We start from the raw sequence: 19,481 nt of genomic DNA on the forward strand, positions 1-19,481 counted from the left end.
GTATCCGTCTGAAAAATTGTTATGAAAACGCGATCTTTGTAACGAAAGCGTGCTTACATAACGATAACGAAAGTGTGGGAAGAATAGTTCCTACACGCGATAGCTTAACTACGTTTTAGGGAGTACTTCGATGCGTCTACGCCGCTCTATCCTCGCTGCAGTTCTGGCACCCACGGTTGCCCTGGCATCCGTCACCCCGGCAGTGGCAGAAACCGACACCCAGAGCACGAGCTCCAGCTCCAGCACCAGCTCGAGCGACTCCGACGAGTGGTGGGACGGCCTGCACCCGGTTGCAAAGGTTGCGATCGGCATCGCTGCGGCCACCGGCATCTCCGTGGCCTTCGGGATCCTGCGGACGATCTTCTACAGCATCTTCCACGTCTAGCGTGGCGCGCGCCGCCACAGCCAACGCGGGACCACCTGCATGGCGGCGGCCAGCAGCTTCAGGGAGCGCGGGATCCACACGGATTCCGCGCTTTCGTCGTTGATGGCGCGAACCGTGGCCTCGGCGACCACGTCCGGCGTGGTGGACAGCGGCGCCGGATCCATGCCGCGGGTCATCCGGCCGATCACGAAACCCGGGCGCACGATCACCAGGCGCACTCCGGTGCCCTGCAGCGCGTCCTGCATGCCCTGGCAGAAACCATCCAGGCCGGCCTTCGCCGAGCCGTAGACATAGTTCGGGCGGCGCACGCGAGCCCCGGCGATGGAGGAATAGGCCACCAGCACTCCCCTGTCGCGGGACTTCATCACCCGGGACAGCTCCGTCAGCAGCACCGCCTGGGCGGTGAAGTCCGTGTGCAGCACGCGGTAGACCTCGGAGGAATCGCGCTCCGCGAGCTTCTGGTCGCCCAGCACGCCGAACATCGCCAGCGCCACGTCCAGCGGGCCGGTGGCCTCGATCTCCGCGATGAGGTCTGCGTGGGAATCCACGTCGGTGGCGTCAAAAAAGAAGGAATCGACCTGCGTGGCGCCGAGTCGGTACAGCTCATCGGCCAGATCCGTGGTGCGGCGGGCGGCGAGCACCAAGTGGTTGCCGGGGGCGAGCAGGCGGGCGATCTCGCCGCCGATCTCGCTGGTCGCGCCGAAGATTGCAATTTTCTTAGCCATCGAGGGCCACAACTCCTCGTCTCATCGCGGCGACCGCCTTGCGGGAGGCCGCCTTCACTTCATTGGAATAGCCAGTCAGCTTGATCTGATCCAGCAGGTCGATCACGCGGCGGCACCAGCGCACGAAATCGCCGGGGGTCAGGGTGGCGCCGCTGGCCTCGGCCGCGCGCAGGCAGTACTCCAGCGGGGCGCCGGCGGTCCACTGGTGCACCGCGGTGGCAAAGCCCAGCTCTGGCTCGCGGGTCACGGCGAGGCGGTGGCGCTGCTCGTCGGTGGAAAGCTCCTGGTAGATGCGCCACGTCTGGCTGATCGCCTCGGCCAGCGGCTCGGTGGGCACGCCATCGTCCTTGGCGCCGGAGTCGCGACGGTTCTCGAATACGCAAGTGCTGGCCACGGCCGCCAGCTCCGCCGGGTCCAGCTCGTCCCAGATCCCGCGGCGTAGGCACTGGGCGACCAGCAGATCGGACTCGTGGTGGATCTTGGAAAGGCGCTCGCCCTCCATGGTGATGCGGGCGGTGTTACCCTCGAGCTCCACGTAGTCCAGCTCCGCCAGCAGCGCAAGAATGCGGTTGAATTGGGCGGAGAGGGAATCGGACTCCTGGGGCTGCTCCTTCTGCTCGAACTCCAGGCGGCGGGCGGCCTTCAGGTACTGTTCGGCGGCACGGCAGAGCTCCTCGCGGCCTTCCCAGGCATGCACTGGGTGAGCGTGCACTTGCTCGCGCAGCTCGACGGCGCGCAGGGAGCGGCGGCGCGCCCGGGGCTTAAGCTTCTTCGGCTTATCCAGCTGCAGGCGGCGAAGGTTGGCGGCCACTCCCCTGGCTTGACGCTTCGGGTTGCGCGCCACGCCCTTGTGCAGACGCATGTGGCCGATGTGTACCGGAGTGTTGCCGAACATGTCGGGGTTGATGCGCTCCACCCAGCCGTCGTCGGTGATGATCGTCGGCCGGCCGCGGTGGTCGGCACGGGCAATCACGGCGGTGGTGGGGTTCTTGCCAGTGGGCAGCGCGATCACGTCGCCGGGCTGCAGGGACTGTAGAAGGGCCGTGGTCTCCGCCGAGGCCTCGTCGATGACCATGCGCTTGGCGCGACGCTCCTCCTGCGAGAGCTCGCGGCGCAGCTGGCCGTATTCGGTGACCAGCTGGAAGTCCTCGTTGAGGCTGTTGGACGGGCGGCGCACCTCGCGGATGGTGGCCTTGAGCTGCTTTTCCTGCTGGGCCAGCTCACGGCGGCGCTTTTCAATCTGCTCGGCGCTTTCCACCACCGCGCCGTTGGTCTGGTACTGCGCAAAGGAACGCAGCAGCAGCCGGTGGGCCTCGTCCAGCCCCATCGTGCCGATGAGGTTCACGGCCATGTTGTAGCCGGGACGGAAGGTGGAATCCAGCGGATAGGTTCTTGTTGACGCCAAGTCTGCAACCCCATAAGGGTCCAGCCCCTGGCTCCACAGCACCACCGCGTTACCCTTCGTGTCTATGCCACGGCGGCCGGCGCGACCGGTGAGCTGCGTGTATTGGCCGGGGGTGAGGTCGGCGTGCGTCTCGCCGTTGAACTTCACCAGCTTCTCCAGCACCACCGAGCGGGCGGGCATGTTGATGCCCAGCGCCAGGGTCTCCGTGGCGAAGCAGACCTTCAGCAGGCCACGGGCGAACAGGTCCTCCACGATGTGGCGGAAGGCCGGCAGCATGCCGGCGTGGTGAGCGGCGAAACCGCGCGACAGGGCGCGCCGCCACTGGCGGAAGCCCAGGACGTTCAGGTCTTCCTCCGTCAGGTCGGAAACGCCTGCGTCGATCGTGCGCAGGATCTCCTCCCTTTCCGACGGAGACGAGTAGTCCACGCGATCGATCAGCAGGGCGCGGACGGCGGCGTCACAACCAACGCGCGAGAAGATAAAGTAAATCGCAGGCAACATGCCCGCGGTGGCCATGTGCTGCACCACGTCGCCGCGCTTCGGCCCGCGGCGCTTGCCAGTTTCCTCGGCCTTCGCAGCAGCGGCGACGACCTTGCGGTTGATGGCGCCGAGGTGCTGCTCCGAGCCTTCGAAAAGGGGCAGGATCTGGCGGCCGACCATCATGAACTGGGTCAGCGGCACCGGCCGCTTCTCGGTGACGATAATCTCGGTATCGCCACGGACGGCGGATAGCCAGCCGCCGAACTCCTCGACGTTGGAGACGGTGGCCGACAGGGATACGAGGATTACGCGGGGGTCCAGGTTGAGAATGGCCTCCTCCCAGACCGGACCGCGGGAACGGTCGGCCAGGAAGTGCACCTCGTCCATGACGACGTGCGTGAGGGTTTCCAGCCGTTCGGAGTCGGCGTAGATCATGTTGCGCAGGACTTCGGTGGTCATCACAACGATGGGTGCGTCGCCGTTGATGGTGACGTCGCCGGTGAGCAGGCCAACGTTGGCCTCCCCGTAGCGCTCCACCAGATCGTGGAACTTCTGGTTGCTCAAGGCCTTGATGGGCGTGGTGTAGAAACAGGTGCCGTCACCGTGGAAGGCGGCGAACACGGCAAACTCGCCGACGATGGTCTTGCCCGCGCCTGTCGGGGCGGCTACGAGCACCCCCTTGCCCCGGGCGATAGCTTCGGCCGCTTGGACCTGGAAGTCGTCCAGCAGGAAGTCGTACTGGGCGCAGAAGCGCTCTACCTGGGGGCTAGAGAATGTCATCGAAATCGCTGCGGGTGAAGTCTTGAGCCTTTGGATCTTGGCGCTTCGGCGAGTCAATTGGGCGAGCCGCGCTGGTGGACTGCGGTGCCGGGGTTGCCGTCACCGGGGCAATGGGCTCCGGGGCGGCGATGTCGGTGGACTCGTCGTCTTCGACCTCCAGCCAGTCCGCCTGGTTCTTTTGGCGGCGCTTGTCGTTCAGGCGGGCGATCTGCGTGGCGATCTCCATCATCGCGCACAGCGAGATCGCCAGGATCACCATCGAGATCGGGTCCTGGCCCGGGGTGACGAACGCGGCGAAGAGGAACAGGAAAGCCCAGATGAAGCGGCGCTTATCCTTCAGCTGCTGGTAGGTGACCACGTGTGCCAGGTTCAGCAGCACGGTAATGAGCGGCACCTCGAAGCTCACGCCAAAAATTAGCAGCAGCGCCATGGCAAAGCTGAAGTATTTCTCGCCGTTCAGGGCAGCAATCTGCGCCTCATCGCCGATGGTCAGCAGGAACTCCAAGCCGAAGGCAAGCACGAAGTAAGCCAGCACCGCGCCGACGGTGAACAGTAGGCCTGCGGAAATACCCACGCCTAATGTCCAGCGCTTCTCGTTCTTGTGCAGGCCCGGGGTGATGTACGCCCAGATCTGGCCTAACCAAATTGGCGAGGAAAAGACCATGCCTGCCAACGCGCCAACCTTAAGACGCAGCATAAACATCTCAAAAGGACTGGTAGCCAGCAGGCGGCACTCCCCCGCCTCGGAGCCAAAGCGGGCCTCCGGCGGCAGGTTACAGTACGGTCCGCGCAGCACCTCGCCTAGTGAAGGGATCGGACCGACTTCGACGTTGTACCAGATGTAGCCGATAATCGTGCCGATGAAGATGGCAACCAGGGAAATGAATACGCGCTTGCGCAGCTCATTGATGTGCTCGACGATGGTCATCGAACCATCGGCGGGCTTCTTTAGCTTCTTAGCCACTTAATTTTTAAGCGTTGTGCTCGTTCGGCTGTTCGGACTTGGGCTGAGCCAGGTCTTGGGCCTGCTGCTGCTCGGCGGTCGGAGCCTGCTTCTTTGCCAGCTCCTTCTGGTCGCCGTCAGTCTTCATCTCGTCCATTTCGGACTTGAAGATGCGCATCGAACGGCCCAGGGAACGCGCTGCGTTGGGCAGGCGGGTCGCTCCGAACAGCAGGAAAATGACCAGAGCGATGATGAGTAGTTCAGGAACGCCAAGGTTCGGCATTATCTACGAGCTTTCTGTCGTTGGGATTGGTCTTACTATCCTAGCTCGCGAGCCTCGTAGGCATCGAGGCCACGCCGGGCTAGGGCTTTTAAGTTCTCGGCCAATGGTAGCGGTTCTACATTGCGAATACCGGATGAAAAACCTAGCAGGAACCTTAAAAACCATTCACCGGTGTCGGGCACGTCGACGACCAGCCGGGTTTCGTCTTCGACTACCCACATGGGGAAGTACTCCAACATCCACCGCAGCGACTCGTCTAGCTCCAGGCGTGCCCAGTTGTCGCTGAGACCGAAATCGAAGGGATCCTCCGGGTCGATCTCGGGTACCTGTTGGGCACTGGCCGAACCTTCCTCCCCCAGGTCGAGCCCGTCGATGCGCGCAAGCGCAAAGGTTTTTGTGGTGACGCCACGTTCCCGCGCCCACAGGTAATACTCGCCGTCCACGAGAGCCACATGGTCGGGGTCTACCGTGCGGGTGCTGAAGCTATCGCTGGATATCGACTGGTAGTTGAACGTGACCTGGCGGCGGGATTGGATGGCCTCCGAGAGCTGACGGCGCAGCTGCACATAGGCGGGGGTTGAGGGCGCCGATTCGGGGGTGAAGGAATCCGTGTACTCACGCCGGGAGCGCAAGAGAGCCTGAATCTTCTCACTAGCGGAGTCGATGTCCGCCTGTGCCTCCGCCGGCGCGGTGGAGCGCAGTGCCTGCAAGTTCAGCAGCAGCACACCGGCCTCCATCGCGGTCAGGGCGAGCGGGCGGTCCAGGCCGGCGGAGAACTCCACGGAGGCACGCATGCGATCCACCGTGACCTCCACCGGCATGTCGAGGATGCTGGCGGGCACGCGGCACTGAGAAACCTGACCGAGCTCGTGGGCGATCTGCGCGGTGGATAGGTCCAACGCGCGAGAGGCCGCCATCAGGCTGCTATCCGGGTGAGACCGGAACCAGGCGAGGACGGACAGGGTACGGAGGAATTGTTCGGCATTGGAACGAGGGGGCGTCATGAAGCAGCCTCCTTTAAAACGGCAACAACATCGGCGACGACATCCGGCGGCGAGGTAACCACCACATGGGGCGCGTAGGCCGCGGCGGTGCGGACAAACCAGTCGCGTTCCACGGGGCCGATCTGGCCGTTCTCGTCGGCCAATCGGCGTAGCTCCCAGGCGCCGGGCTCGGGGAACTCGACGGTTGCGGTGACCATCTGGCGGCTGCTTAACAGCCCCTGCTGGATCAGCTGCTGCGGGGTGCCCTCCGGGCGCGGGTGCTGGGCGAACTCCGGCAGGGCCGTGACGGAATCGATGCGCGCTAAGCGGAACGTGCGCTGGGCCTCGCGGTCCGGGTCGAAACCAGTGACGTAGACCAGGCCATCCTTGGCTCCATAAGCCCAGGGCTCCAGTCGACGCTGCTGGGGAGTATCGACCAGCGAAGGATAGTAGTTGAACTCCAAGACCAGGCCGTTGTCGAGGGCGCGGAAGATCGCGTCGAGGGAATCGCCGTCCAGGGCGGTGTGGTCCGGGACGCTCGGGACGGCGACCTCGCCGGTGGAAACGCGGTGCTGCATGCCCGCTGCGGCCAGCTTGGTGTAGGCGGAGCGGGCGGCGTGCTGCATCTCCCCCGACTGGGCCCACCGGCTGGCGGCGGCGAGGACAGTGGCCTCGCCGTCGGTGAACTCGATGTCCGGCAGGAAGGTCTGGGCGGGGTCGAGGGTGAGCATGTCCTCGCCCGTGATGCGCACGCCCAGCTCGGCAAGGTCCTGGCGGTCGCGGCCGAGCTGCTTGCGGGCGGAGCCGTCCTTGGCGTGCTGGTAGCCCTCGACGTTGGCGAGCACCCACTCGATGGAGCGCGGGCCGTCGGAGTTCAGCAGCGCGATCACTAGGTTAAACAGGCGCGTGGCGCCCGGAATCCAGTGAGTCTCGACGGGGCGGTTGCGGTTCATCGGGCTCCCAGGGTCTCGATAATGCGGTCGACGTCCTCGCTGGTGTTGGCAAAGGGGTCGGCCAGCAGGGCCTCTGCCCCGTCCTCGCCGTTGACCTTCACGCGCATCCAATCCACTGTGTAGGACAGCTCCGGGTGGGCCCGGACCGCCGCGATGAAACGGCCGCGCACCGCCGCGCGGGTTGTCGGCGGGGCCTGGCGGAAAGCCTGCTCGATCGTCTCCGGGGCTAGCAGCGTGCGCGCCAGGCCGCGGCGGGCCAGCACGTTAAACAGGCCGCGAGTGGGGTGAATGTCGTGATACATCAGGTCGATCTGCGCCAGGCGCGGGTCGATGGGATCCAGGCCACGGGCAGCGGCCATTCGATCGAGCAGGGATTTCTTAATGACCCAGTCGATCTCCGTGGAGACCGGCGAGAAGTCGCCCGTGTCGAAGCAGTCTAGGACGCGACCCCACAGATCCACCACGGGGGTTAGCTCCGCGTTGGGGGTGCCCCGCTCCGGGTCTTCACGCGAGGCGAGGTAGGCGCAGGCGGCGTCATAAAAAGCGCGCTGGATTTCCAGCGGCGTGGCAGTCGACCCGCTGCGCAGAGCGATGTCCACCTGGCCGGTGAAGTCGCGGGAAATCTCGCGGATAGAGCGGATCTCGTTGGCCATCTCGAAGTCCGGGAGGGCCACGCCGGCCTCGATCATCTCCAGCACCAGCAGCGTGGAGCCGATCTTCAGGGCCGTGGTGACCTCCGACATGTTCGAATCGCCGACGATGACGTGCAGGCGGCGATACTTGGAAGAATCGGCGTGCGGCTCGTCGCGGGTGTTGATGATGGGGCGCGAGCGGGTCGTCGCGCTGGACACGCCCTCCCAGACGTGGTCGGCGCGCTGGCTCATGGTGTAGCCCGGGCCGAAGTTCTCGTTCGGCGCGCCGGGATAAGGGATCGCGAGCTTGCCCGCGCCGCAGATCAGCTGGCGGGTAACCAGGAAAGGCAGCAGCTGCTTGCTGAGGCCCTTCAGGGGAATATCGCGGCTGACCAGGTAGTTCTCGTGGCATCCATAGGAGTTGCCCAAGGAATCCGTGTTGTTCTTCAACAGATAGACCTTGCCACCGACGGCCTGCTCGGCGCGGTCGGCCAGCTCGTGAAACAACAGGTCGCCAGAGCGGTCATAGGCGATCAGCTGGTGCAGGCTATCGCACTCCGCGGTAGCGAACTCCGGGTGCGCGCCAACGTCTAGGTAGAGGCGCGAGGCGTTCTCGGTGTAGATGTTCGAGCTGCGGTGCTCCTCCACCACGGGGGCGAAGAGCTTGCGGGCAATCTCGTCGGGACCGAGGCGCCGGGAGGAATCCTGCATGTTGGCGATTCCATACTCGGTCTCCAGGCCCATGATGCGGCGGCGGATGGCGGTCACTGGCCGCCCTTTTGTACGTAGGAGCGGACGAACTCCTCCGCGTTGTTCTCCAGCAGGCCGTCGATCTCGTCCAGCAGATCGTCGGTACCGGTGACGTTCACCTGCTGGGTGCCCGCGCCGGAGGTCTGCTCGATGGGTTCGTCGTCGTCGCGCCGACCGCCGCCGGCGCTGACCTGTCCGCCCTGTGCCATGATTAATCTTCCTTTCTGCCAACCCCGGAGATCTTGTCCGGGTTGATTTCCTTCAAGCCTGCCACGAGCTCGCCGATGCCGGGGCGCGGTTGCGCTTCCAGCAGCGCGCGTAGCTCCAACTGGTTGAACCCGCGGGGGTCGTCCATGGTGATCTGTGCTGCGCCGTCCGGGGTGTCCACGATGACGCTATCCCAGTTCGCCGAGAGGATGTCGGCGGAGTAGTTCGCCACCAGGTGCCCGCGCAGCCACGCGCGCGTGGCCTGTGGCGGGGTGTCCACCGCGGCCTCGATCTCCGCCGGGTCCAGCAGGGTTTGCATCCGGCCCTTCCGCACCAGCGCGTGGTAGAGCCCGCGTCGCGGGTCGATGTCCGAGTACTGCAGGTCCACCAAAGCCAGGCGCGGGTCGGTCCACTCCAGGCCGCGCGCCCGGTAGGCGTTCATCAGCTGCAGCTTGGCCGTCCAGTCCAGCCGGTCGGCGGTGGACAGCGGATCGGCCTCGAGGTCGTCGAGGATCTTGCCCCACAGCTCGAAGACCTCCAGGTCGTCGCCGCGCAGCTCCATGATCTCCCCCACGCGCTTGCGGATCTCCCGCTGCGTCTCGATGGCGGTGCGCTCCGCCTGTCCGTAGAAGCGCAGCCGGTAGGTGCAGTCCAGATCCCGGGAGACGCGCTGGACGTCCGCCACCGGCTCCAGCAGGAGCAGGTCGCCGAAGTACGCGCCCTCGGCTACCGCCGCCAGCACCAGCGCGGTGGTGCCGAACTTCAGGTAGTTGGAGAACTCGCTCAAGTTCGCATCCCCGATGATCACGTGTAGGCGGCGCCACTTGTCGGCCTCCGCGTGCGGCTCGTCGCGGGTGTTCACGATGCCGCGGTTCAGCGTGGTCTCTAGTGAGACTTCCGTCTCGATGTAGTCGGCGCGCTGGCTGATCTGGAAGCCAGGCTGCTCCCCTTGCTGCCCCAGCCCGATGCGTCCAGCACCGCAGAAAACCTGCCGGGTGACGAAGTGCGGGATCAAAGCCGCCTGTACGTCCTCGACGTCCAGGTCGCGCGGGTACAAGTAGTTCTCGTGCGAGCCGTAGCTAGCGCCCTTGCCGTCCACGTTGTTCTTGTAGATCTTCAGCTCCGGCTCGGCGGCCTCGGCGGCGCGGTGCATGATGATGTCCCCGGCCTTGTCCCACACCACCGCGTCGCGGGCGGTCGTGGTTTCCGGGGAGGAATACTCCGGGTGCGCGTGATCAACATAGAAGCGCGCGCCGTTGGCGGTGATGACGTTCGCCGCGCCGAGGGCATTCGGATCCAGCACCGGGGCGGATCCCCGGCGGTAGCGGCGCAGGTCGAAGCCGCGGATGTCGCGCAGGGGGGATTCGTTCTCGTAGTCCCACCGGGTGCGGCGGTTCACCCCCTGGCCGCTGTGTTCCGCATAAGCCACGACGGCTTGGGTGGAGGTGTGAATCGGGCTGGCCGACGGGTCGTCTACGGCGACGATGCCGTACTCCGTCTCCGAGCCAATGATGTGCGGGCCAAACAAACTTGTATCCTCCCTAGACCTTGTGCACGTCGATGTCCACGACGCGCTTCGTGCCGTGGCCGTAGATGCGCGCCCACTCCGCGGGGTTGGTGGTATCCGGCAGATCCTCGGAATCCCCCACCTCGGCCAGAACGGCCGCGTGCACGTGCTCCGGGCGCAGCCCGTCTGTGCCGTTGTGCAGCGCGTCCTTGATGGCCAGGGTCTTCGCCCGGTCCACGATATTCGCCAGCATCGCGCCGGAAACGAAGTCCGCCCAGTACAGATCCTCACGGCAGCCGTCGGCGTAGTGGAGCGTGACATAGCGGTGCGCCTCGTCCCGGGTAAACAGCTCGTCGACGATGCTCTGCCGCAGGGCTGCCGCTGCAGCCTCGTTGGAACCGGCGGCGGCGGAGAAGTCGGCGTCAATAGGAAGAGAAGCATCGAGGTGCTTCGACAGGATGGCAGCTGCACCGAAGGCGTCGGGCCGGGCGATACGAATCTTCACGTCCAGGCGGCCGGGGCGCAGGATGGCCGGGTCGATGAGCTCCTCGCGGTTCGAGGCGCCGATGACGATGACGTTGCCCGCGGCCTCCACGCCATCGAGCTCGGCGAGCAGCTGTGGGACGACGGTGGACTCCATGTCGGAGCTCACACCCGTACCGCGCGTGCGGAACAGCGCCTCCATCTCGTCGAAGAAGACGATGACGGGGCGGCCGGAGCTGGCCACGCGGCGGGCCTGCTCGAAGATCGCGCGGATCTGGCGCTCGGTCTCGCCCACGAACTTGTTCAGCAGCTCAGGGCCCTTGATGTTCAGGAAGTACGGGGAATCCGACTGCGCCAGGGAGTTCGCCACGGCCTTCGCAATCAGGGTCTTACCGTTGCCGGGCGGGCCGTAGAGCAGCACACCCTTCGGCGGGCGCAGGCCATAGCGGGTGTAGATCTCGGGGTGCAGAAACGGCAGCTCGACCGCGTCGCGGATCTGCGTGATCTGCTGGCCCAGGCCGCCGATGTCGTCGTAGGTGACGTCCGGGACCTCCTCCAGGATCAGGTTGTTCGTCTCCGCGCGGGGCACGGCCTCGAAGGCCCAGCCGGATTTGCGGTCCACGATCACGGAATCCCCGGTGACCACATCGCCTGCCAGGTCGCCGGCGGCCTTAACCACGTACTCCTCGCCCACCTTGTCGGCGATGATCAGCCGGTCGCCAGTGACCTCCACGACCTGGGCGATGTCACCGAAGTCTGGCTGGCCGGTAACCTCCACGACCTGCTGGCCCTCCCCCAGGCGCACCATCGCGCCGGGCACCAGCTCGTGCTGCGGGACGTTCGGCGAGACCATCAGGCGCATCCGGCGGCCGGCCGTGAAGACCTCGGCGGTGAAGTCCCGGTTGGCCTGCAGCAGCGTGCCGTAGGTGCTCGGCGGTTCGGCCAGTGCTTCCAGCCGACCGTTGATCTCCTCCAGCTTCGTGCGGCTGGCCTGCAGCAGCTCCACGAGCTTCGCGTTGCGCGCGCCGAGTTGTCGGTTCGCGATCTGCAGCTCGCGCAGAGTCTGTGGCCCTTCCGCTGATGTGTTCTCGGTCATACTGACCAGTCTACTAACGGCGCGCGCGGCGTTGCGGTCGAGGTGCGGTGACGCCATCAGCCAGCCTGCGCGCCAGGATCAGAAATGCCGTGTGCGCGTTCATACGGTGCTCGGGGCGGGTGGCCAGGCCATCGACCTTCCACTCACGCACCAGGGATTCCCAGGCCTTCGGTTCGGTGAAGCAGCCGGTCTCGCGGATGCCCTCCATGACCTTCATCAGCTGCGGGACAGTGGCGACGTACGTCATGAACACCCCGCCGGGGATCAGCACGTCCTTGACGGTGTCCAGCATCTCCCAAGGCTCCAACATGTCCAGCAGCACGCGGTCGACGTCGCCGACATCCTCCTTGGTGACGGTCTTCAGGTCGCCCAAGCGCAGGTCCCAGTTCTCCGGGTGGCCGTCGAAGTAGTCCTCCACGTTTTCCTTGGCGTAGGCCAGGTGATCCTCGCGGATCTCGTAGCTGATGACCTTGCCCTTAGGCCCTACGGCCCGCAGCAGCCAGGTGCTCATGGCGCCGGAGCCCGCGCCGGCCTCCAGCACCGTGGCGCCCGGGAAGATGTCGCCTTCCACGAGGATCTGGGCGGCATCCTTCGGGTAGATCACCGCCGCGCCGCGGGGCATGGAGAGCACGTGATCGACCAGCAGGTGGCGGAAGCACAGGTATTCGGCAGCCCCGGAGGACTTGACCACGGTGCCCTCGTGTTGGCCGATGATGTCGTCGTGGCGGATTTCGCCCTTGTGGGTGAAGAAGCTCTCGCCCTTGGCCAGGGTGATGGTGAAGTGGCGACGCTTGGCGTCTGTGAGCTGCACACGGTCGCCTTCGGTGAAACGGCCGGAATATGCCATGTGGTCTTCCTTCCTGCTTTAAGAGATCCGGTTCATTTTACTAGGGTGGGTCGGGTGACTACGAAACTAGCTCTCTCCCCTTCCCACGCCAACGACTACAAGCAGTGCCCGCTGCTGTATCGCTTTCGGGCGATCGACAAGTTGGAGGAGCCGAACACGATCGCCCAGGTGAAGGGCACGCTCGTGCATGCGGTGTTGGAGAACCTGCACCAGCTGCCCCGTGGCAGTCGCACCTACCCGGCGGCGGTGAAGATGATTCGCCCGGAGTGGGAGAAGATGCTGGTCAAGGACCCGGAGCTTTCGGAGCTGGTGCCCGAGCAGTCCACCGTGGAGTTCTGGGAGGAGTGCCGCGAGCTGGTGAAGGGCTACTTCCAGATGGAGAACCCGGATGGTTTTGACGCCCACGAGTGCGAGCAATTCGTGAATCTAACGCTGCCCAACGATGTGCCGGTGCGCGGTTTCATCGACCGCGTGGACATCGCGGAGACCGGCCAGGTGCGCGTGGTGGACTACAAGACGGGCAAGAAGCCCGCGCCCCGCTTTGCGGATTCGGCCCGCTTCCAGATGATGTTCTACGCCCTGGTGTGGTGGCGCATGACGGGCGAGCTGCCCACCCAGTTGCGCCTGATGTATCTGAAGGTCAGCGACGACATGGTGCTGCGCCCCACCGCCACCGAGCTGGCTGCCTTCGAGCGCGAGCTGGGCGAGCTATGGGCGCGCATCCTGGCGGACGTGCGCAGCGGAAACTTCCAGCCGCGCACCACCAAGTTGTGCGGGTGGTGCCACTTCCAGGACCTCTGCCCCGCCTTCGGTGGCACCCCGCCGGACTATCCCTTGGAGGTTTCCTCTTCGTAGTCCGTGTAGAGCTTGCCCTGGAACGTCGGGTTCAGCAGGTTCTCCGGGCTCAAGACCTCGTCGAGGGTTTCCTCGTCCAGCAGGCCCTTTTCCAGAACCAGGTCGCGCACGGGCTTGCCGGTGCGGGCGGCCTCCTTGCCCACCAGGTCACCGTTGTGGTGGCCGATCAGCGGGTTCAGGTAGGTGATGATGCCGATGGAGTTCTCTACGTAGCGGCGGCACACGTCGGCGTTGGCCGTGATGTCCACGACGCACAGGGTGCGCAGCGTGGTGCAGGCGCGGGCCAGGAAACGCACGGACTCGAACACGCACTGGGCGATGACCGGTTCCATGACATTGAGCTGCAGCTGGCCGGCCTCGGCGGCCATGGAGACCGTCTGGTCGTTGCCGAAGACCTTGAAGCAGATCTGGTTCACGACCTCGGGGATGACCGGGTTCACCTTGGCCGGCATGATCGACGAACCGGCCTGGCGCTCCGGCAGGTTGATCTCGTTCAGGCCGGCGCGCGGGCCGGAGGAAAGCAGGCGCAGATCGTTACAGATCTTCGACAGCTTCATGGCCACGCGCTTCACGGCGGCGTGGGCGTTGACGTACGCGCCGGTATCGCTGGTGGCCTCGATGAGGTCGCGGGAGGGCTCGATCTTCAGACCACTGACCTCGCTGAGCGCGCGGATAACTGCGTTCTGGTAGCCGGGCGGGGTGTTCACGCCGGTGCCGATGGCGGTGGCGCCGAGGTTCACCTCGCGCAGCTGCGCCTGGGAACGCTCCAGCTGCAGGCGCTCCTCGGCGATGTTGTAGCCGAAGGCGCGGAACTCCTGGCCCAGAGACATGGGCACGGCGTCCTGGAGCTGGGTGCGTCCCATCTTTAGGATGTTGCGGAATTCGTGGCCCTTGGCCAGGAACGCGCGCTCGAGCGCGTCGAGGTGCTTGATCAGCTGGTCAATTGCGAAATGCAGGCCCAGGCGGAAGCCGGTGGGGTAAGCGTCGTTGGTGGACTGGGACATGTTGACGTCATCGTTGGGGTTGATGATGTCGTAGGAGCCCTTCGGGTGCCCCAGGTATTCCAAGGCGAGGTTGGCGATCACCTCATTGGTGTTCATGTTGACACTGGTGCCCGCGCCGCCCTGGAAGACGTCGATCGGGAACTGATCCATGCAGCGGTACTCTTCCAGCACCTGGTCGCAGGCCCAGATGATGGCCTTGGCCTTCTCATCGGGCAGGGCGAAGACCTCGTTGTTGGCGATGGCGGTGGCCTTCTTGACCATCACCATGCCGCGGATGAACTCCGGGATCTGGTTGATCGTGGTGCGCGAGACCTGGAAGTTGTCCACCGCGCGGAGGGTGTGTACGCCGTAGTAGGCGTGGTCGGGCACCTCCATGGTGCCCAGCAGATCCTCTTCGGCACGGAAACTCTTTGCAGCACGCGCCAGCTGGGAGTGTGTTTCAGCCGACGTGATGATGTCAGTGGAGCTCACGACTGCATCGCCGTGAACCTCTGCCGCTGCCTTTGACGGAATTGGTTTATCGGTCACGATTCGTCCTCTGGTTGGGGAACAACTTTCTGTTCCCCCACCCTAACGAAATTGGACCTAGATGCGCGCGATCCTTATGTCAGTAGCCAGAATTGCCTCCGCGCCGAGGGCGGAAAGCTCGTCCATCAGGGAGTTGGCCTGGGTCTTTGGCACCATCGCGCGGACGGCCACCCAGCTGTCGTTGGCCAGCGGGGAGACGGTCGGGGCGGACAGCCCCGGCGTGATCGCGGCGACCTTGTCCAGGTTCTCGCGGGCCACGTTGTAGTCCAGCATCACGTAGTTGTGGGCGTGCAGGATGCCCTGGATGCGCTTGATGAGCACCCGCTGCTCGGCGGTCACCTCCGCGCCCTTGCGGCCGACGATCACGGCCTCGGAGACGCACAGCGGCTCGCCAAACGGCTTCAGCCCCTGCTGACGCAGCGTCCGCCCGGTGGAGACCACGTCGGCGATGACGTCGGCCACGCCCAGGCGGATGGAGATCTCCACGGCGCCGTCCAAGCGAATCACCTGTGCCTCCAGACCCCGGTTGGCGAGGTCCTTGCGCACCAGGTTCGGGTAGCTGGTGGCGATGCGCTTGCCGGCGAGCTGCTCTACCGTCCAGGCCTCGTCCTTCGGAGCGGCATAGCGGAAGGTGGAGGCGCCGAAGCCCAGGGGTAGCAGCTCGTCGACCTCCTCGCGCGTGTCCGCGGCCAGGTCGCGGCCGGTGATGCCGATGTCCAGGTGGCCGGAGGCGATGTAAATCGCGATGTCCTTGGGGCGCAGAAAGTAGAACTCTACCCCGTTGTCCTCGTCGGCGATAGTCAGAGACTTCGAATCGCCGCGGGTGGCGTAGCCGGCCTCCTTCAGGATCGAGGTGGCCGTCTCGGACAGGGAACCCTTGTTGGGGACTGCGACGCGCAGCATGATCGTGGTGGCTGCCTTTCTCGGGTTTGCTTTATGTGGTCTAGAGGTACTTGTAAACGTCAGCGGGGGTCAGGCCACGGCCAACCATCACGACTTGCAGCCAGTACAGCAGCTGGGAGATCTCCTCGGCCAGCTCCTCGTCAGACTCGTACTCCGCGGCCAGCCACACCTCGCCGGCCTCTTCGACGATCTTCTTGCCCTGGAAATGCACCCCGGCGTCCAGAGCCTTGACCGTGCCGGAGCCCTCGGGGCGCTCCTTGGCGCGGGAAGACAACTCGGCGAAAAGGGAATCGAAGGTCTTGAGTTCTTGTTCGTTCACGCCTTCCATTGTGGCAGATCGCACATCGGCCGGCGCAGTGCGCCCCAGCTCTGCGTAAATTCGGCGCAGATCCTCCAATGCGTAGCCTCTCAAGTCCTGGGCTCCCTCGCGCAGCTCGGCCAGGGTGCGCACCCCCTCCGGGATCGCGGTCTCCGGGTCGGTGGGAGCGCCCAGCACGCGGCAGCCCGCGTCACGGGCGGCAGTCATGCCCGTGGTGGAATCCTCCACCACCAGGCACTCGTCGGGGGCGAAACCAAAGCGCGCGGCGGCGGTGGCGTAGATATCCGGGGCGGGCTTGCCATTGGGTACTTCGTCGCCGCACAGGGTGAAGTCGAAGAACTCGCGGCCAATGGAGTTCAGCGAAACCTCCGTCAGGGCGCGGTTCGTGTTTGTCACCAGCGCCATCGGGAACCCGGCGGCCTTGGCCTCGCTAAGAATCTTCCTGATACCGGGGCGGAACTCCAGCTGCCCCGCAAGGAGCTCCTCGACGCGCGTGTACATGAAGTTAAGCCAGTCGGCCTTGGCGGCGTCATCAAGCACCAACCCCGCATGAGCCGCGCAGATCTCGACGGTGGTGGGGGTGGTCGCGCCGACCGTCTTCTCGCGTACCTCCGCGGTCAGCGGGCGCCCCATCTTCTCGCCCATCTCGAAGGTTGCGATGCCCCACAGCGGTTCGGTATCGACCAGGGTGCCGTCCATGTCCCAAAGTATTGCTTTCATGATGCCGTTCAGTTTAGGTCAATTGCGCTTCCCACCGGCGCCCCTGTGCCATAGTTAGTGACGTAGGACACACCCCAGGAGTAAGGAGCACGATGAGCGAGCAGTCGGCATACTTCGTCCCCGGCAAGGTCACGGAGGAAGAAGGCCAGATCTACCGCAACTACCACCCCACCCAGCACACGGAAAGCCCCTGGGGGCCGGGCTTCCAGCACGGCTCCCCGCCCGCCGCGCTGGTAGCCACGGTGCTGGAAGACGGCGCGCGCGATGCCGGGCTGTCCCTGGAAGAGGGCCGTTTTAGCCGCATGACCGTGGAGATCCTGGGCGCGGTGCCGCTCAGCGAGCTGCGCACCCACGCGCGGGTGGTGCGCCCCGGAAAGCGCATCAGCTTCCTGGAGGCCATCGTCACCGACGAATCCGGCCGCGAGTTTATCCGCGGCTCCGGCTGGTGGATCCGCCGCGGGGATACAAAGGAGATCGAGCGCACCGTCGGCGAGCCGATGCCTGGCCCGGCCGGCGCCGGGGATGGCAGCGACTTCCTCGAACGCTGGGCCAGTGGTTACATCAACTCCATCGAGGCCCGCCGTGCCGACCTGGACGAGCGCCACCTGAACGTCGACGAATCCCGCAACCCCGCAATCTACTGGTCGCGCACCGACCTGCCCGCCGTCGAGGGTAAGGAAGATTCCACGTGGGTGCGCCTGATGAAGACGGTGGACATCGCCAACGGCCTGAATAACCTGCTGGATACGGACAAGTGGACGTACATGAACGTCGACACCACCGTCTACCTGCACCACGAGATGCGCGGAGAGTGGCTGGGCCTATCCGCGGAGGCCAACTACGGCACCGACGGCATCGGCACCACCGTCACGCGGATCTACGACGAGCAGGGGCTCATCGGCACCTGCAACCAGGGGATCATGCTGGCCCCGCGCTAGGCCTCGCAGACGGCCTCGGCCTGAGTGGTCACGAACATCTCGTCGGCATCCAGGTCTACGGCCAGTTTCTCCACCAGGGCGAGCAGGTCCTTGATCTCCTCGTCCTCCAACAGCGCCTCCTCGTGGCGGGCGGAGAGCGCCTTGAGCTTCTCGATGTGCTGGTTGATCACGGCTGCGATAGCCAGGGTGGTTGCGGTGGGCTGCTCGTCCGCGCTTTCCTCCGTGTTCTGCAGGTGCAGGGAGGCGGCGATTTTTGTCAGCTCTGCTTCGCTGCTGGCGGCCACGGACTGCGCGGCCTGCAGCATGCCGTCGACGATGGCCTGGGCGTCGTCCACCGCGGACTCTGGGTACGGAGCCTCCCAAAACTCGCGATCCTCGTCGCGCAGGTAGCTGCCTGTCGCCATTTGGCGCAGGTTGTCGAGGAACTCCTCGCGGGCGGATGTGGTGGCTGTGCTCAGCTGTGTGGTGCTCATAAGAGACAGTTTGCCCTGTGCGAGCTAGAGTCGCACGCCCAGCAGCGCATAGATTGCGGTTTTTATTTCTGACGCCGCAGCCTCGTCCCCTGCCACCCCAGCCTTGGTGGCGGCGGCCCAGTCGTCGAGCGCCTCCAGGGCCGCCGCCGTGTCGAGGTCGTTGGCCAGGTGGCCGCGGACGGTGGCTACCAGCTCGCGGGCCTCGTCGGTCGTGGTGGAGCCTGCGGCCAGGGCCGCCCGCCAGGTGGCCAGGCGATGCTCGGCGTGAGCCAGCACTTCCTTGGTCCAGTCGCGGTCCTGGCGATAGTGGCCCGCGTACACGCCCAGGCGGATGGCCGCGGGCTCGTGGCCGGCGGCGGTGAGCTTGGAGACGAACACGAGGTTGCCCAGCGACTTGCTCATCTTGGTGCCGTCCAGGCCGATCATGCCGGTGTGGACGTAGTGGTGGGCCATGCGATCTACTCCGTGGGCGGCCTCGGCGTGGGTGGCGGAGAACTCGTGGTGCGGGAAGCGCAGGTCGCTGCCGCCACCTTGGATTGCGAAGGGGGCGCCTAGACGGTTGACGGCAATGGCTGAGCATTCGATGTGCCAGCCGGGGCGACCGGCGCCAAAGGGAGACTCCCACTTCGGCTCGCCGTCGCGGTGGGCGCGCCACAGTAGCGCGTCCATCGGGTGCCGCTTGCCGGGGCGCTCCGGGTCTCCCCCACGCTCGGCGAAGAACTCCGCCATCTGCTCTTCGCTGTAGCGGGACTCATAGCCGAACTGCGGCAGGAAGGTGTAGTCGGCGTAGATGTCCGGGTATTTGTCGCCCTCCAGCTGGTAGGCGGCGCCGACTTCCAGGAGCTTGGCCACCATCTCGATGACCTCGTCGATGGATTCCATCGCGCCGATGTAGTCGCGCGGCGGGATGACCGCCAGGTCCTCCATGTCGGAGCGGAACAGGTCGATCTGGCTGGTGCCCAGATCCTGCCAATCCACCCCGTCCCGCTCGGCGCGCTCGAACAGCGGATCGTCCACGTCGGTGATGTTCTGCACGTAGTGCACGCCGTGCCCGCCCGCGCGCAGGTAGCGGTGGATCAGGTCGAAGGTCAGATAGGTGGCTGCGTGGCCCAGGTGGGTGGAGTCGTACGGAGTAATGCCGCAGACGTACATCCCCACCTCCCCGGCGGGAATCTCGACGGGTTTCACCACGTCGTCGGCGGTGTCGTACAGGCGAAGCTGCGGGGCTTCACCCGGCAGCTGTGGGACTTCCGGTTCGGGCCAAGAGTGCATGGGTTCCGAT

The 19,481-nt window shown here is 65.4% G+C and carries 19 protein-coding genes; 3 read left to right on the plus strand and 16 right to left on the minus strand.

All coding sequences use genetic code 11. The features are described 5' to 3' along the window. Positions 1-130: 130 nt before the first annotated feature. Entirely contained in the window at positions 131-385 is a 255-nt protein-coding gene (locus MHX66_RS00345; protein ID WP_239198332.1) for a hypothetical protein, read from the plus strand. Here MHX66_RS00345 and MHX66_RS00350 read toward each other — a convergent pair. The 11 genes from MHX66_RS00350 to MHX66_RS00400 are packed head-to-tail and all read right to left on the minus strand — an operon-like array spanning position 382 to position 12,459. Further along, positions 382-1,110, minus strand: coding sequence for an SDR family NAD(P)-dependent oxidoreductase (locus tag MHX66_RS00350; protein WP_239198335.1), 729 nt, complete (start codon positions 1,108-1,110; stop codon positions 382-384). The genes MHX66_RS00345 and MHX66_RS00350 overlap by 4 nt on opposite strands. Next, on the minus strand, positions 1,103-3,775 hold the full coding sequence (locus MHX66_RS00355; RefSeq protein WP_239198338.1) for an RNA helicase: 2,673 nt from the start codon (positions 3,773-3,775) through the stop codon (positions 1,103-1,105). The genes MHX66_RS00350 and MHX66_RS00355 overlap by 8 nt, the downstream gene beginning before the upstream one ends. Beyond that, positions 3,762-4,739: a twin-arginine translocase subunit TatC gene (gene tatC, locus MHX66_RS00360; RefSeq protein WP_239198341.1), complete on the minus strand. Its 978-nt coding sequence runs from the start codon at positions 4,737-4,739 to the stop codon at positions 3,762-3,764. The genes MHX66_RS00355 and tatC overlap by 14 nt, the downstream gene beginning before the upstream one ends. A gap of 7 nt (positions 4,740-4,746) precedes the next feature. Continuing rightward, positions 4,747-5,001 (minus strand): Sec-independent protein translocase subunit TatA, encoded by a 255-nt coding sequence (tatA, locus tag MHX66_RS00365; protein WP_034987575.1) that lies wholly within the window; start codon positions 4,999-5,001, stop codon positions 4,747-4,749. 35 nt (positions 5,002-5,036) lie between these two features. Continuing rightward, the gene (locus MHX66_RS00370; protein ID WP_239198344.1) at positions 5,037-6,005 is read right to left on the minus strand and encodes a WYL domain-containing protein; all 969 of its coding nucleotides are present in this window, start codon (positions 6,003-6,005) and stop codon (positions 5,037-5,039) included. Continuing rightward, entirely contained in the window at positions 6,002-6,937 is a 936-nt protein-coding gene (locus MHX66_RS00375; RefSeq protein ID WP_049049986.1) for a YafY family protein, read from the minus strand. The genes MHX66_RS00370 and MHX66_RS00375 overlap by 4 nt, the downstream gene beginning before the upstream one ends. Beyond that, on the minus strand, positions 6,934-8,337 hold the full coding sequence (gene pafA / locus MHX66_RS00380; protein WP_239198347.1) for a Pup--protein ligase: 1,404 nt from the start codon (positions 8,335-8,337) through the stop codon (positions 6,934-6,936). The genes MHX66_RS00375 and pafA overlap by 4 nt, the downstream gene beginning before the upstream one ends. Further along, on the minus strand, positions 8,334-8,528 hold the full coding sequence (locus MHX66_RS00385) for a ubiquitin-like protein Pup (RefSeq protein ID WP_005294680.1): 195 nt from the start codon (positions 8,526-8,528) through the stop codon (positions 8,334-8,336). Before MHX66_RS00385 ends, pafA begins: the two co-directional genes overlap by 4 nt. A gap of 2 nt (positions 8,529-8,530) precedes the next feature. After that, entirely contained in the window at positions 8,531-10,054 is a 1,524-nt protein-coding gene (gene dop / locus MHX66_RS00390; RefSeq protein ID WP_239198350.1) for a depupylase/deamidase Dop, read from the minus strand. Between the two features lie 13 nt (positions 10,055-10,067). Then, positions 10,068-11,612, minus strand: a complete 1,545-nt coding sequence (gene arc, locus MHX66_RS00395) for a proteasome ATPase (RefSeq protein ID WP_239198353.1) — start codon at positions 11,610-11,612, stop codon at positions 10,068-10,070. Between the two features lie 13 nt (positions 11,613-11,625). After that, complete coding sequence (locus MHX66_RS00400; RefSeq protein ID WP_239198356.1) at positions 11,626-12,459, minus strand: tRNA (adenine-N1)-methyltransferase; 834 nt, start codon at positions 12,457-12,459, stop codon at positions 11,626-11,628. A 54-nt stretch (positions 12,460-12,513) separates the two neighbouring features. On the opposite strand from MHX66_RS00400, the gene MHX66_RS00405 reads away from it, so the two are divergent. Beyond that, positions 12,514-13,314, plus strand: coding sequence for a RecB family exonuclease (locus MHX66_RS00405; RefSeq protein ID WP_239198359.1), 801 nt, complete (start codon positions 12,514-12,516; stop codon positions 13,312-13,314). Here MHX66_RS00405 and aspA read toward each other — a convergent pair. Genes aspA through MHX66_RS00420 form a run of 3 tightly spaced genes read right to left on the minus strand, consistent with a single transcriptional unit; the run spans position 13,287 to position 16,788 of the window. After that, positions 13,287-14,846: an aspartate ammonia-lyase gene (gene aspA / locus MHX66_RS00410; RefSeq protein ID WP_370646236.1), complete on the minus strand. Its 1,560-nt coding sequence runs from the start codon at positions 14,844-14,846 to the stop codon at positions 13,287-13,289. The two genes, MHX66_RS00405 and aspA, sit on opposite strands and share 28 nt — an antisense overlap. Positions 14,847-14,903: 57 nt before the next feature. Further along, positions 14,904-15,749, minus strand: a complete 846-nt coding sequence (gene hisG, locus MHX66_RS00415; protein WP_239198362.1) for an ATP phosphoribosyltransferase — start codon at positions 15,747-15,749, stop codon at positions 14,904-14,906. A 40-nt stretch (positions 15,750-15,789) separates the two neighbouring features. Further along, positions 15,790-16,788 (minus strand): phosphoribosyl-ATP diphosphatase, encoded by a 999-nt coding sequence (locus MHX66_RS00420; protein ID WP_239198365.1) that lies wholly within the window; start codon positions 16,786-16,788, stop codon positions 15,790-15,792. A gap of 92 nt (positions 16,789-16,880) precedes the next feature. Between MHX66_RS00420 and MHX66_RS00425 the strand changes: the two genes are divergently transcribed. Continuing rightward, positions 16,881-17,726, plus strand: coding sequence for a thioesterase family protein (locus MHX66_RS00425; protein WP_035003951.1), 846 nt, complete (start codon positions 16,881-16,883; stop codon positions 17,724-17,726). Here the strand turns inward: MHX66_RS00425 and MHX66_RS00430 are convergent. Next, the gene (locus MHX66_RS00430) at positions 17,723-18,199 is read right to left on the minus strand and encodes a hypothetical protein (protein WP_239198368.1); all 477 of its coding nucleotides are present in this window, start codon (positions 18,197-18,199) and stop codon (positions 17,723-17,725) included. The genes MHX66_RS00425 and MHX66_RS00430 overlap by 4 nt on opposite strands. 24 nt (positions 18,200-18,223) lie before the next feature. Continuing rightward, positions 18,224-19,471, minus strand: coding sequence for a cysteine--1-D-myo-inosityl 2-amino-2-deoxy-alpha-D-glucopyranoside ligase (mshC, locus tag MHX66_RS00435; RefSeq protein WP_239198371.1), 1,248 nt, complete (start codon positions 19,469-19,471; stop codon positions 18,224-18,226). Positions 19,472-19,481: the final 10 nt, after the last annotated feature.

Origin of the sequence: Corynebacterium sp. ACRPH, from assembly GCF_022347285.1 — a bacterium.
Classification (GTDB): Bacteria; Actinomycetota; Actinomycetes; order Mycobacteriales; family Mycobacteriaceae; genus Corynebacterium.

Coding starts and splice junctions, on each gene's coding strand:
- MHX66_RS00345 (WP_239198332.1), top strand. CDS start 131: ATGCGTCTACGCCGCTCTATCCTCGCTGCAGTTCTGGCACCCACGGTT.
- MHX66_RS00350 (WP_239198335.1), bottom strand. CDS start 1,110: ATGGCTAAGAAAATTGCAATCTTCGGCGCGACCAGCGAGATCGGCGGC.
- MHX66_RS00355 (WP_239198338.1), bottom strand. CDS start 3,775: ATGACATTCTCTAGCCCCCAGGTAGAGCGCTTCTGCGCCCAGTACGAC.
- tatA (WP_034987575.1), bottom strand. CDS start 5,001: ATGCCGAACCTTGGCGTTCCTGAACTACTCATCATCGCTCTGGTCATT.
- MHX66_RS00370 (WP_239198344.1), bottom strand. CDS start 6,005: ATGACGCCCCCTCGTTCCAATGCCGAACAATTCCTCCGTACCCTGTCC.
- MHX66_RS00375 (WP_049049986.1), bottom strand. CDS start 6,937: ATGAACCGCAACCGCCCCGTCGAGACTCACTGGATTCCGGGCGCCACG.
- MHX66_RS00385 (WP_005294680.1), bottom strand. CDS start 8,528: ATGGCACAGGGCGGACAGGTCAGCGCCGGCGGCGGTCGGCGCGACGAC.
- arc (WP_239198353.1), bottom strand. CDS start 11,612: ATGACCGAGAACACATCAGCGGAAGGGCCACAGACTCTGCGCGAGCTG.
- MHX66_RS00400 (WP_239198356.1), bottom strand. CDS start 12,459: ATGGCATATTCCGGCCGTTTCACCGAAGGCGACCGTGTGCAGCTCACA.
- hisG (WP_239198362.1), bottom strand. CDS start 15,749: ATGCTGCGCGTCGCAGTCCCCAACAAGGGTTCCCTGTCCGAGACGGCC.
- MHX66_RS00420 (WP_239198365.1), bottom strand. CDS start 16,788: ATGAAAGCAATACTTTGGGACATGGACGGCACCCTGGTCGATACCGAA.
- MHX66_RS00425 (WP_035003951.1), top strand. CDS start 16,881: ATGAGCGAGCAGTCGGCATACTTCGTCCCCGGCAAGGTCACGGAGGAA.
- MHX66_RS00430 (WP_239198368.1), bottom strand. CDS start 18,199: ATGAGCACCACACAGCTGAGCACAGCCACCACATCCGCCCGCGAGGAG.
- mshC (WP_239198371.1), bottom strand. CDS start 19,471: ATGCACTCTTGGCCCGAACCGGAAGTCCCACAGCTGCCGGGTGAAGCC.